This is a genomic window from Nitratireductor sp. J20-h4 (assembly GCF_056780505.1).
Genome location: NZ_JBQUVI010000001.1, coordinates 36,558 through 49,058 on the forward strand (window position 1 = coordinate 36,558; position 12,501 = coordinate 49,058).

The 12,501-nt window shown below is 60.9% G+C and carries 12 protein-coding genes and 1 pseudogene; 8 read left to right on the forward strand and 5 right to left on the reverse strand.

What is annotated here, in order from left to right; genetic code table 11:
* Positions 1 to 30: 30 nt before the first annotated feature.
* Complete coding sequence (locus ACT2B0_RS21685; protein ID WP_209181141.1) at positions 31 to 384, reverse strand: winged helix-turn-helix transcriptional regulator; 354 nt, start codon at positions 382 to 384, stop codon at positions 31 to 33.
* A 133-nt stretch (positions 385 to 517) separates the two neighbouring features.
* Here ACT2B0_RS21685 and ACT2B0_RS21690 point away from each other — a divergent pair, with 133 nt between their 5' ends.
* From ACT2B0_RS21690 to ACT2B0_RS21720, 7 genes and pseudogenes are all read left to right on the forward strand, one after another.
* Positions 518 to 925, forward strand: a complete 408-nt coding sequence (locus tag ACT2B0_RS21690) for a DoxX family protein (protein ID WP_473466428.1) — start codon at positions 518 to 520, stop codon at positions 923 to 925.
* 123 nt (positions 926 to 1,048) lie between these two features.
* Positions 1,049 to 1,807 carry a DODA-type extradiol aromatic ring-opening family dioxygenase gene (locus ACT2B0_RS21695; protein WP_473466431.1) on the forward strand — a complete coding sequence of 253 codons (759 nt, stop codon included), beginning with the start codon at positions 1,049 to 1,051 and terminating at the stop codon, positions 1,805 to 1,807.
* 8 nt (positions 1,808 to 1,815) lie between these two features.
* Positions 1,816 to 2,313 (forward strand): luciferase domain-containing protein, encoded by a 498-nt coding sequence (locus tag ACT2B0_RS21700; protein ID WP_473466433.1) that lies wholly within the window; start codon positions 1,816 to 1,818, stop codon positions 2,311 to 2,313.
* A 40-nt stretch (positions 2,314 to 2,353) separates the two neighbouring features.
* The gene (locus ACT2B0_RS21705) at positions 2,354 to 3,253 is read left to right on the forward strand and encodes an SDR family oxidoreductase (protein WP_473466436.1); all 900 of its coding nucleotides are present in this window, start codon (positions 2,354 to 2,356) and stop codon (positions 3,251 to 3,253) included.
* A 10-nt stretch (positions 3,254 to 3,263) separates the two neighbouring features.
* Complete coding sequence (locus ACT2B0_RS21710) at positions 3,264 to 3,899, forward strand: glutathione S-transferase family protein (protein ID WP_209181136.1); 636 nt, start codon at positions 3,264 to 3,266, stop codon at positions 3,897 to 3,899.
* Positions 3,900 to 4,004: 105 nt separating this feature from the next.
* Positions 4,005 to 5,034, forward strand: a pseudogene (locus tag ACT2B0_RS21715) (IS110 family RNA-guided transposase).
* 551 nt (positions 5,035 to 5,585) lie between these two features.
* Positions 5,586 to 6,968: an MmgE/PrpD family protein gene (locus ACT2B0_RS21720; protein ID WP_473466561.1), complete on the forward strand. Its 1,383-nt coding sequence runs from the start codon at positions 5,586 to 5,588 to the stop codon at positions 6,966 to 6,968.
* Between the two features lie 271 nt (positions 6,969 to 7,239).
* Here the strand turns inward: ACT2B0_RS21720 and ACT2B0_RS21725 are convergent, their stop codons facing one another.
* The 3 genes from ACT2B0_RS21725 to ACT2B0_RS21735 are packed head-to-tail and all read right to left on the reverse strand — an operon-like array spanning position 7,240 to position 10,467.
* Positions 7,240 to 8,406 (reverse strand): acyl-CoA dehydrogenase family protein, encoded by a 1,167-nt coding sequence (locus ACT2B0_RS21725; protein WP_473466438.1) that lies wholly within the window; start codon positions 8,404 to 8,406, stop codon positions 7,240 to 7,242.
* A 16-nt stretch (positions 8,407 to 8,422) separates the two neighbouring features.
* Positions 8,423 to 9,661: a thiolase family protein gene (locus tag ACT2B0_RS21730; protein ID WP_350169315.1), complete on the reverse strand. Its 1,239-nt coding sequence runs from the start codon at positions 9,659 to 9,661 to the stop codon at positions 8,423 to 8,425.
* A gap of 17 nt (positions 9,662 to 9,678) precedes the next feature.
* A complete protein-coding gene (locus ACT2B0_RS21735) occupies positions 9,679 to 10,467 on the reverse strand; it encodes an enoyl-CoA hydratase/isomerase family protein (RefSeq protein WP_473466441.1) in 789 nt (262 codons plus the stop codon).
* Positions 10,468 to 10,579: 112 nt separating this feature from the next.
* On the opposite strand from ACT2B0_RS21735, the gene ACT2B0_RS21740 reads away from it, so the two are divergent.
* Complete coding sequence (locus ACT2B0_RS21740; protein ID WP_375197946.1) at positions 10,580 to 11,683, forward strand: CaiB/BaiF CoA transferase family protein; 1,104 nt, start codon at positions 10,580 to 10,582, stop codon at positions 11,681 to 11,683.
* A 22-nt stretch (positions 11,684 to 11,705) separates the two neighbouring features.
* Here ACT2B0_RS21740 and ACT2B0_RS21745 read toward each other — a convergent pair whose 3' ends face one another.
* On the reverse strand, positions 11,706 to 12,494 hold the full coding sequence (locus tag ACT2B0_RS21745) for an SDR family NAD(P)-dependent oxidoreductase (RefSeq protein WP_375197947.1): 789 nt from the start codon (positions 12,492 to 12,494) through the stop codon (positions 11,706 to 11,708).
* Between the last annotated feature and the right edge of the window lie 7 nt (positions 12,495 to 12,501).

Below are 12,501 nucleotides of genomic sequence, written 5' to 3' on the forward strand. Positions count from 1 at the left end.
GGGATTATCCCGCGAACAGGAAGGGCGGCGTCATTCTGCCGCGCTTGCGGTCCCGTCGAAGGCGCCCTCGACCTCCCAGCGGCGCGCGATGGAGCCAAGCGTGTCCAGCACGCCACGCAGCTCCGCGCCGCGCTCAGTCAACCCGTATGTTACAGCCGGTGGGATGGTCATGGCCTGTTCGCGCCAGACCACACCGGCATGTTCCAGCATCCGCAACCGCTCGGTCAGGACGCGAGTGGAAATTCCGGGCACCAGACGCTTGATCGCACCGAAACGCTGCGGTCCCTGCTCGGACAGAACCCAGAGGATGTAGATCGTCCAAGGGCCTGTGATGACACGCAGCAGCGCCTCCATCGGGCAGGAAGGGGGTAGGACGCTCTTCATCGTGGATAGCCCTCACAGTCAAAGGAAGCTAGTTACTTTTACGTGCCTACTTTCTCCAATGAAGCAAGGCATCTAAAGATACTTAACGAGAAAACGGCGGCTGAACAAGCCGTTGCAAACAGGGAGAGCGGCAATGAGCGACAAAGTGGCAAAGTATGTCTATTGGATTGCGACAGGCCTTGTGGCGCTGGTCTATCTGGGTGCGGCGGCCTTCTACATCTCGTCCCACGACATGGTCGCGGGCATGTATCGCGAGGTGCTGGGCTATCCCACCTACATCATCTGGCCGCTCGCGATTCTGAAGATCGTCGGCGCGGTGGTGATCCTCTGGCGCCCTTCGGCGATGCTGGTGGATTGGGCCTATGCGGCGATGTTCTGGCATCTGGTGCTAGCCATTGGGGCGCATGTGGGCGCGGGCGATCCGGGCTGGCCGCCGGCTCTGGCGACCTGGGTGCTTCTGATCGCCTCGTGGCTGACCGCCAATCGCGTGCGGGCGGTCAAGTCGGCCTACGCGCCCGCGTTTCCGTCAGCGGCGAACTGATCCGATGCCGAGCTGCCACGGCGCTGCCCATCCACACTCGGCTTTGGGGTTCGAAAGGACGACGACATGACGGACAGACAGCCGACAATGTTTGTTCCCCATGGCGGGGGCCCGTGTTTCTTCATGGACTGGAACCCGCCTGACACCTGGGATAGGCAACGCCGATTCCTCGAGAATTTGCCTGCGAGCCTGTCGGCAAAGCCCAAGGCGCTCCTCGTGATCTCGGGTCATTGGGAGGAGCGGGTGTTTACCGTGCAGACCAACCCCGCGCCGCCGCTGCTGTTCGACTATCAGGGATTTCCGCTGCACACATATCAGCTGACTTGGCCCGCGCCGGGCGATCCCGAGCTGGCGGCCCGCGCGAGCGGACTTCTGGAAGGCGCAGGGTTCCAAACCGGGGCCGACCCAGCGCGCGGCTTCGATCATGGGGTGTTCGTTCCGCTAAAGGTGGCTTTTCCAGAGGCCGACATCCCCACCGTCCAGTTGAGCCTGCGCGCCGATCTCGACCCCGCGGCGCATCTCGCCGCCGGTCGCGCGCTGGCGCCCTTGCGCGACGAAGGGGTGCTGATCATCGGGTCCGGCAACACCTATCACAATATGGCCGTCATGATGCGCGCCATGCGCGGCGAGGCGGAGGGCAACGTGCGCGGCCTCGATTTCGACCGATGGCTCACGAGTGCTGTGACCCATGAAGACCCCGAGGTGCGGCACGCCATGCTGGCCGCGTGGGATCAGGCGCCCGGCGCACGCGACGCCAATCCGCGCGAGGAACATCTGATCCCGTTGCACGTCGCGGCCGGGGCCGCCCTTGCGGATCGGGGAGGCAAGACCCTCGAGGATCACGTATTGGGCGCGGTCGAAAGCGCCTTCAGATTTGGATAGGAGCAACCATGAGCTTCGAACTTCCCCCACGGCATGGACCGCGCCCCGAAACCACCGATTGCGCACCGCATGAGCAGGTGTCCCAGAACTCGTCGGCCAAGATTCACGCGTTGTTCAAGGAAAAGGCGTTCGCCCTGCCCTTCGTCGAGCGCTGCTGGTCGGGCATTTCGGTCCCCGGCGCCGAGGCCCTGGTGCTTCCGGTAGCCCACGCATGCGGACCACGCGAGGCCTTCATGATCGGGCGCGAGTTTGCCCATGTGCACCCCGCCCACGATGGCTCGTCGCACCTGATGCTGCCCCCATCCGTGGTTGAGGAACTGATCGCGAAAGGTTGGGGCGAACCGCATCCCATGGCTCGGCTGGGCTACATCCCGGCCACGGCGGTCATGGCTTTCGCCCCGCGTGACGAGAACGAGGTCGATGTCATGCTGCGCCTGCTGACCACGAGCTGGGACTTCGCTCGCGGCAAGCTGGTGAACCCCGCCCCCGTCCATATCCACGGCTGAGAACAAAAGCCTCCTCAGCAATCAGAACAGGAGACCAACCATGTCCGACATTCAGAACGGCCCCTTCATAGTCACCGGCGCCTCCGGCCAGCTTGGCCGGCAGGTGGTCGATTTGCTGCTGCAGGCCGGCGCCGGTCCGATCATCGCCGTATCGCGCAATACCGAAAAGCTGGCCGACCTCGCCGACAAGGGTGTCGAGACCCGTCAGGGCGATTTCAACGATCCAGCGTCGCTTGGGGCTGCCTTTGCTGATGGCAAGCGCCTCCTCATCATTTCGACCGACGATCTCCAACCGGGCAAGCGGCTCGCCGCCCATTCCAACGCGGTTGCGGCGGCCAAGGCGGTGGGCATTGGCCATATCGTCTATACCTCGTTCGCGGGCCCGGTCCCCGAAAGTCCGATCGGATTCGCCCACGACCACGAAGGGACCGAGCAGCTGATCGCGGAAAGTGGGGCGGATTACACGATCTTGCGCAACAACATGTACACCGACTTTCTGCTGATGGGCGGCTCGCAGAGCGTCGCCATGGGCAAGCACTCAGCTGCCGCGGCAGAGGGCAAGACCGGATATGTGACGCGGGCGGATTGCGCCCGTGCCGCAGCCGCGGCGCTAATGACCGCGACGGGAAAACAGACCCTCGATATCACCGGGCCGCAGACGGTCAGCCAGGCTGAGGTCGCAGCGATCCTGTCCGACGTTGCGGGCAAGGAGATCCCGTACATCGCGCTGCCAGCCGAGGATCTGGCGCAGGCGATGATTGGAAACGGCTTGCCGGAATTCATGGCGCGGGTCTTTGTTTCCTTCGACGAGGCAATGGCGCAGGGTTTCCTCGACGTGGCCAGCGACGACCTGAAGACGCTGACCGGCCAGCCTGGCCAATCGGTGCGCGACTTCCTGATAGCAAACCGCGCGGCACTATTGACGCCGCCGCAGCGCTGAAGACAGGACCATGCGGCTTTACAACGCCAACTTCTCGCCCAACGCCCTGCGCGTGCGCGCTGTGGCCTTCGAACTGGGCATCGACATCGAGATCGTCGAGGTCGATCTTCGTAAGGGCGACAACCGCGCCGGAGAATTCCTCCGGCGCAATCCCAACGCCAAGGTGCCTGTCCTTGAGGACGGCGATTTCTTTCTATGGGAGTCGCGGGCGATCTGCGGCTACCTGGTCAGCCAGACCCCCGACGCGGGTCTGGTACCGTCTGCGCCGAGGAAACGGGCGCTGATGAACCAGTGGGCCTGGTGGCAGGCCATCCATCTGGGTCCAGCCATGCAGAAACTGTCCTTCGAGCTGTTCCTGAAGGAGAAACTCGGCATGGGCGATGCCGACCATGCGGCGGTCGAAGCCGAGCGCAAGGCCACCGATCAGTTTCTCGACGTGCTGGAAGAGGGTCTGGCCCGGCAGGACTGGATCACCGGCGATCTCAGCCTTGCGGATTTCTACCTGGCCACGACCTTCATGTATCGCAAGCAGGCTGCAATCTCGCTGGAGACCCGGCCCGCCGTTGCCGCCTGGATCGAACGGCTGGAGGCGAGGGACAGCTGGCATAAGGCGATGGTCCCGCTGAACGCGCTCTTGGGACTCTGACTGTTGATTTGCGCAGAGAACTGATGGAGTGGATGCCCCCTCCCGACGGCATCGCAATGTGCCAGAGTGATGTGCGTTGAACGTCACTGAGAGGAGAGAGCATCCATGAAGGAAATTAGCATTGTCGGCTTGGACCTGGCAAAGCGAGTGTTTCAGGTGCACGCCGCTGGAAGCGATGGCGCTGTTGTCTTGCGTCGGAAGCTGTCGCGTGGACAGATCCTCGCCTTCTTTATGGAGCTGCCGAAGTGCATTGTTGCCATGGAAGCATGCGCGACAGCGCATTATTGGGCACGTGAGATCGGCAAGTTGAGTCACGAAGTTCGCCTGCTCCCACCGGCCTACGTGAAGCCCTTCGTCAAGCGACACAAGAACGATGCGGCTGACGCCGAGGCCATTGTCGAGGCGGCGCTCCGCCCCTCGATGCGGTTCGTTGTTCCAAAGACCGAGAGCCAGCAAGCCCGTTCCATGATCTTCCGGACGCGCGATCTGTTTGTCCGCCAGCAAACGCAGCTTATCAACGCTCTTCGCGCTCACTTGGCTGAGCACGGAGTTATTGCGCCACAGGGAATTGCGAACCTGGCCTTGCTGTCGGAGATCATCGAGGAAGGCAACCTTGGCCTCGAACTCGTCGTCGTGGAAACCGCGCGGCTTTATCTTGAGCAGATCGAGGTGCTCTCCGCTCGTATTGCCGGCTTGGAGAAGACGCTCAGATCGGAAGCAAAGCGCTCCGAGGCCTCGGCCCGACTGATGTCGATGCCTGGGATGGGGCCGATCACCGCCATGGCGATCGAAGCTTTCGCCCCAACCATGAGCACATTCCGGAAAGGGCGAGACTTTGCGGCCTGGCTCGGGCTGGTGCCCAAGCAGCATTCGAGTGGCGGAAAGCAACAACTCGGGCGAACCATCGAAGATGGGCCAACGCGATATCCGGCGGCTTCTGATCATCGGCGCGATGACCGTGATCCGATGGGCATGCCGCAAATCCCCTCCCGAGAACTCATGGCTGGCGCGTATGTTGGCGCGCAAGCCACGCATGCTCGTTGCGATCGCGCTAGCCAACAAGATGGCTCGGTCGATCTGGGCAATGATGACGAAGAATGAGAGCTACAAGGAATCCGGGCTGGCTGCGGCATAGCAAACGCTGCGCTGCTGTGAGCACGGATCGTCGGCGTGTGAGGAGGTCAGCGAACGGTAAGGACAAAGATCGGTGAGAGTGGGTCTGGGAATTCATCCGGGTCAGTGAGCCACGAGCTCGCAGAACTGATTTGCACCAGGTCCGCGTAGCTCCATACCGGCCAGCGGTCGTATTCGTGCCGCAACGAAAGGCCTGATACATGACCGCACCCGATCACACGTCCAAATCGTTCGAAGAGAGCCTTGCATGAACGGGGGTATCCATACATGTCTCCAAGAATGATTGGCAATTCAACAATTGGCGTTAGAAGCGGCCTCGCCAGCGTTCGGTCACATTGCGGTGAGCCGCTTCGTAGTTAGTGCGACGAAAGGGAAGAAAACTTTCGGCAGCAAGCCCAATGGCGTCGGATACTGTAACGTGATCGACCTCGCGGGACACATTTAAGTACTTGACACCTCTCTGGCTCATGCGGTCCGGTACGAACGGCAACAATCAAAACGAGTGCCAAACCGATTGTTTGGGATCCAATGGGCTCATGGGAGACATTCGTGATCGACACTAGAACAGACTGGAGCACTTCAACCATAGAGGGAACCGCGAAGCTGGCCGAATTCGCCTCGTCGCTGTCAATAGCTGATATCCCAACGCATGTAGTTGAGCGAGCGGTCGACCTTTATGTTGACTGGGCTGGATCCGCATTTTCCGGTGCACGTCATCGGGCAATCGTTGCGATCGATGATTTCGCAAAGGAAATGGGTCCCGATCAGGGGAGATCGGAAGTACTTATCTCAGGCCGCATGACGTCACCTTATTTTGCCGCTTTTGTGAATGCCGCCGCTTCGCATGTTTCCGAACAGGACGATGTCCATAATGGCTCCGTGTTTCATCCTGGTGCGGTCGTTTTTCCTGCTGGGCTAGCGATCGCGCAGCATTGCAATGCGAGCGGAACCGAATTTTTAACGGCGTGCGTTGCCGGATACGAAACCGGAATCCGCATCGGGGAATATCTCGGCCTTCCACACTACAAGATCTTTCATACGACTGGAACTGCAGGAGCGCTTGCTGCGGCTGCCGTGGCAGGACGTCTTCTCAAACTCGATTCCCAGCAGATGTTGAACGCTCTTGGCTCTGCCGGCACTCAGGCCGCAGGTCTTTGGGAGTTTCTTAAAGATGCGGCAGATTCCAAACAGCTTCATACTGCGAATGCTGCCGGCAATGGTGTGATTGCGGCAAGCCTTGCCGCCCGAGGTTTCACGGGTGCAAAACAAATCCTTGAAGGCGAAAAAGGAATGGCCGCTGGAATGTCTTCGAACTGTGCCCTGGAGAAGATCAGTACCGGGTTGGGTGTCAGATGGGGTCTTGCAGAGACGTCATTTAAGTATCATGCATCGTGCCGCCACACTCATCCTGCTGCAGATGCTCTTCTTGAGCTGATGCTGGAAAATTACTTGAACACCGAGGACATCGAGCATGTCACCGCGCATGTGCACCAGGCAGCACTTGATGTACTGGGCTCAGTCACCTTCCCAACCACTGTTCATCAGGCGAAGTTCTCTATGCCCGCAACGTTGGCATTGATTGCAATCCACCGGCGAGCCGGCATGGCCGAGTTCGACGGCATCCTTGAAAATGAACGGGCAAGGTCGTTCATGAACAGGATCGATATGGCTTTTGATCCCGAAGTGGAAAAGAAATACCCGGCATCCTGGATCGGAAAAGTATCTGTGACGCTAAAAGACGGGACAGTCCTAAGGCACCGCGTCGCAGAACCAAAAGGCGACCCTGGGAATACCCTGACGCGCGATGAGATTGAAGAAAAGGCGGGTCGTCTGGCAGAATATGGTGGAGTCCTGGACGCAGACAGGTGGGCGCAAGTTTCCCGTACTCTCTGGTCGGTCGCGTCAAGTGATGGGATCGGGCCACTTCTTGTCTGACACACCAGACTCATATCCATTCCGACAGACCAAAAAAATCCATCGGGTATGGTAACGGATGGCGCAATCAGCGACATGATTGGCCGCATCGCCGCGCCTTAGGGAGCAATCGATGATACAAAGCGCCATCTCGTCTCGACGCTGCGGCGTCGGACGGGCATCCCAGATGCCGGCTGCCGAAATCCTGATCCGGAAAAGCGCCGCGCCGCCTCCCGCATCGACATCCCATCTTCGATCGCAAACACCCGCCTCCGCGTTCATCGAAGATGCTCTAGAAAGCGTTGAACCCTGTCAGGTTTCGCCCGATGACCAGCTTCTGGATCTCGGTGGTGCCATCGGGGATCGGCATGATCTTTGCGTTTCGGAAATGGCGTTCCACGGGAAATTCCCGGGTGATGCCGTTGCCGCCATGGATCTGCACGGCCTTGCCGGCGATCTCGACGGCCATTTCCGTCGCATACCATTTCGCCATTGATGTCTGCGTATCGCAGCGCACACCTAGATCCAGCAGTTGCAGCCCGCGCTGGCAAAGAAGCCGCGCGGCATCCAGTTGAGTAGCCATGTCGGCCAGATACCCCTGTATCATTTGATGCCCGCCGATCGGCTTGCCGTGCTGTTCGCGCTCCTTGGCATAGGCGACCGCGCATTCCAACGCGGCCTGTGCGATGCCGACGCTGGTCAGCCCGACGAAGACGCGCGCGCTTTCGAACAATTTCAGGGTCTGGAACAGCCCGCCCCCGGCATTGCCCAGAACATGTGCCGAGGTGGTCTCGGCCCGGTCGAAGAACAGTTCGCAGGTGGAAGCGCCGACCAACCCCATCTTGCGCAGCTCACGGCTTTCATAACCACCCTTGTCGCGGTCGACGATGACCATGGAAATCCCGTCGTCGAGGTTGCAAACCACGATCGCGAAATCCGACTGGGCGCCGTTGGAGATCCACAGTTTCTGGCCGGTGACGAAGATCTTGTCGCCCTCGCGCTCGGCGCGCGTTTTCACCTCGCGCACGTTCGAGCCGACCGAGGGTTCGGAGATGCAGGTGGCGCAGATACGTTCACTGCGCAATAACGGTTTGAGATAGGCCTCTTTCTGCGCCTTGTCCCCCAGCAGGTTGATCGCGAACACCGCGTGGCCCTGGATCAGCACGGCGATGGCCAGATCGGCCCAGATGCGGGCCAGTTCCTCGTAGAGGATGCCATAGGTCATCCGGTCGATCCCGGCGCCGCCATCGGCCTCGGGGATCAGCCCGCTGATCAGCCCGAATTCCTCGACTTTGGCGAACAGGCCCTTGAGGGTTTCCGCATTGGGGGGATAGCCCAGCTCTTCGTATTTCTCGGCCAGCGGAGCGAACTCTGCCTCGGCCATCTTGCGGAAGTTCTCAAGCAACATGCGCTGTTCGTCGGTGTAAATTGCCTGTGCGGCTGCGATCACGGTTTCCATTTTCTTCTTCCTTGTTTCAGCGACCCAAAATGGTGACGCAGGCGGCGGCTTCCTCGACGCCGTGCAGCCCGCCGCCGTTTTCGGCGATGGCGTTTTGTGCGCCTTCGACCTGGCGTGCGCCAGCCTCACCACGCAACTGCGTGACCAGTTCGTGGACTTGGCCGATGCCGGTGGCACCGACCGGGTGGCCCTTGGATTCCAACCCGCCGGAGGGGTTGACGGGGATGCGGCCGCCAATCGTGGTTTCGCCCCGCAGGCTGGCGGGGCCGCCCTCACCGAATTCGACAAAGCCGAGGTTCTCGATCTGGATCACCTCGCCCACGGCGGTGGCGTCATGCACCTCGGCCACCGACATATCCTCGGGGCCGAGCCCGGCCTGTTCATAGGCCTCAAGCGCGGCAAGCCGGGTCAGGTGGTTCCTGTAATCTTCCGCCGGTCGGTCGGTGCCCGAGCGCAGGATCGCCGCCTTGACCTTGATCGCGCGCTTGGGATCGAGGCCCAGCCTTTTCAACCCCTCGCCGGTGCACAGCACCGCCGCCGCGGCGCCGTCCGAGATCGGGGCGCACATCGGCAGGGTCAACGGATAGGTGATCGGCGGCGCGGCCAATACCTGATCGACGCTCATGGCATCGCGGTATTGCGCCAGCGGGTTATGCGCGGAATGCGCGTGGTTCTTGGCGGCGACGGCGGCGAATTGTTCCTGCGTGGTGCCGAAGGTCTGCATGTGCAGCCGTGCAAAACCGGCGTAGACATCCATGAACACGCTGTAGGGCCTGGGTGATTTCGACCCTTCCGGTTCTTCGACCCCGGCGCCCAGATCGGCCAGGCGCTGTGCGACCTCTTCGCCATTGCTGACATCCCAGCCACTGTCGAAAGCCGAGAACATCAGCGCGCGGTCGTCGGAGTACATTTTCTCGGCGCCCACGGCCAGGCAGCAATCGCCATTGCCGGCCTTGAGGAAATCCACCGCCAGCTTGAACCCGGTCGAGGCGCTGGCGCAGGCGTTTTCGACATTCACCACCGGAATGCCCTGAATGCCCATTTCACGCAGCGCGATCTCGCCGCGGATCATGTGCTGGCCCTCCATATGGCCCTGAACCGCGTTCGAGAAGAACGCACCGTCGATTTTCTGAGCCGGCAACCCTGCATCCGCCAAGGCGTTGGTGACGGCTTCGCCGGTCATGTCCTTGATTGATTTTTCCCGGAATTTTCCGAACGGCGTCATGCCGACGCCGACAACATAGATATCCTGCATTGTTCGTTCCTCCTGACCTAGTAGCCGCGGAAGTTCGGTTTTCGTTTTTCGGCAAAGGCCGTCAGACCTTCGCGCATGTCCCATGACCGCATATGGGCGCGCAGGTTCAGCATCTCGTCTGCCAGCGCGGCGGGTTCGTCCACGTTCATAGACCGGTTGGCGACCGCCTTCATGCGGCGCAGAACGGCCGGACTTTTGTCAGACAGCTTGTCGGTAAAGGTTTGAACCGACTGGCGCAGATCGGCATCGGGAACGACCTTGTTCACCAACCCCCATTCCATCATCTCTTGCGCCGAAACGTTTTCGCCTGAGAACAACAGGTATTTCGCCCGGTTCAGACCGATCCGGCGCGGCAGGATCGCCGCGCCACCGGCGCCGGGAAAGACGCCGAAATTGGAATGGGCATCGCCCAGCTTTGCGCTTTCGGCGGCAAAGACCAGATCGCAGGCCATCACCATTTCAAGGCCGCCCGCCATCGCCAGCCCGTTTACGGCCGCAATCACGGGTTTGGGGCCATTGCGCATCAGTCCGAATGCATGATCGACCAGATCCAGAAGATCGGGTTCGCCCGGGCCATGTTTCGCGCCTGCAACTTCCTTCAGATCGGCACCGGCACAAAATGCCCGTCCGGTTCCAGTCAGGGCGATGGCGCGAACGCTGTCATCGCCCATGGCGTTCTCGATTGCCTGTGTCATCTCGTGCAGCATCTGCATCGAGATCGCATTCATCTGGTCGGTTCTCTGGAAGGTAATCCATTCGGTTTGACCGACCCGTTCAAGGGATAGGGTCTTGGGCGCTTCAACCATGGTAAGCCTCTGAGTTATATAGATAATTTTAGATTTTGGGGTTGCTTTTCGCAGGGTCTTGCGATGCTATGGGCGGACCCGCACGCGGGTGAAACGAGAACGAGAGACCAAAATGAGCAATGCACCACTTTCCGGATTGAAGATCCTTAGCCTGGCGGAACAGTTTCCCGGCCCGTATGCGACGATGCTCTTGTCGGACATGGGGGCCGAGGTCATCATGATCGAACGTCCGGGCCTTGGCGATCCGGCACGGCAGTTTCCGCCGCTGTTCAGGGCGCTGAACCGGGGCAAGCGCAGCGTGGCGCTGGATCTGAAATCCACCCAGGGGCTGGCCCGGTTCCGTGAATTGGCCCGGTCGGCCGACGTGATCGTCGAGGGATTCCGGCCCGGGAAGCTCGACGCGCTGGGAGCCGGGTATGAAGCGATACGAAAGATCAACCCGCGGCTGGTTCACGTGTCGGTTTCGGGCTACGGACAGGATGGGCCCTATCGTGACCGGGCGGGGCACGACCTGAGTTATGAAGGTGTCGGCGGATTGTTGGCAGATCAGGCCGAAACCGGAAAACCCGGGGTGTTGCCGGCTATTCCGCTTGCCGATATCGGCGCCGCGCTGTTTGCGGCCATTGCAATACTTTCGGCAGTGGTCTCCAGCCAGAGGACGGGGAATGGCCGCTATGTCGACGTGTCGATGTCGGATGCGGTGGTTTCCATGCTCACCGCGTTTCTCGTACCCGCGGCCAATGGCACACCGTTGGGCGATTTCATCGCCGAACCGGCCTATGGCGTTTTCACCTGCGGCGACGGCAAGCTTGTGACGCTGTCCATCGCGCATGAAGATTGGTTCTGGCGCCCGTTCTGCGAAGTGATCGGCAAGCCCGAGCATGCGGGATTGAAAGGCCGCGAACGTGTCGCCCGAAAGGACGAGCTGCGCCAAGAGATCGCGGCGGTACTGGTGGGCAGGACGCGCGATGAATGGGGGCAGATATTCGATGGGGCGGGGGTGCCCTGGGGCCCGGTCAATTCGCTGGCCGAAACTCTTGATGACCCGCATGTGCGCGCCAGAGGCCTGTTGCGAACGCTTGCGCGCGAAGATGGCGGTGCCGAGGTCTTTCTGGTCCAGCCCCTGAAATTTGACGGTTTCGAGACCGAATTGTCCGGTCCGCCGCCGGCCATCGGTGCCGACAATAAAACCCTTCTTGGAGAAGGACCTGTCTAAGGTCCATTCTCCGCATTGGTTGTTAGCAGGCAAAGGAATACCCGCCATTGACTGGATAGGTTTGCCCGGTGATCCAACTGGCCGCATCCGAGCACAGAAACAGTATCATTCCCGCAGGATCTTCCGGTTCGCCCAACCGGCGGATCACATACTGCGACAAAGCTCGCTTTTCGGTTTCCGCATCGGGGATAAGATCGGCAACCGCCGGCGTTCTGGTGCCGCCGAGGGCTACGCAATTGGCCGTGATCCCGAACCGGCCGCCGGCTTTTGCGATGGCGCGCATGAAACCCGCGGCCCCCGCTTTAGCGCCGGAATAGACCGCCAGATGCGGCTCGCCCACACGGCCCGCATCGGAAATGACCGTCACGATGCGCCCATAACCACCTTTGACCATCAAGGGCATCGCGTGACGGGTACAGTTCAGCACCCCGTCAAAATTGGTCGCCATCCAGCGCTTCCATTCCGTGGGGTCCGATTCCCAAAAAGGCACCAGATCATCGAGCCGCGAGGTCGGCCCCGCGTTCCCGGCGTTGTTGACCAGAATATCCACGCTTCCCAGAGCCGACTGCGCCTCGGCGAAGGCCGCGCCGACGGCCTCGAAGTCCGAGACGTCAAAGGCGATCGGCAGCGCCTTGACACCTGCCGCTTCGACTTCCGCAGCAACGCTTTCCGCCCGCTCGGCGTGGAAGTCGTTGATCACAACGGCACCCGCGCCGTGCTCGGCCAGGTAAAGCGCAACCTGTCGACCCACGCCTTGCCCCGCTCCGGTTACAATTGCAGTACGTCCCTTGATATGGAGTATGTCACTCATTGTCGTT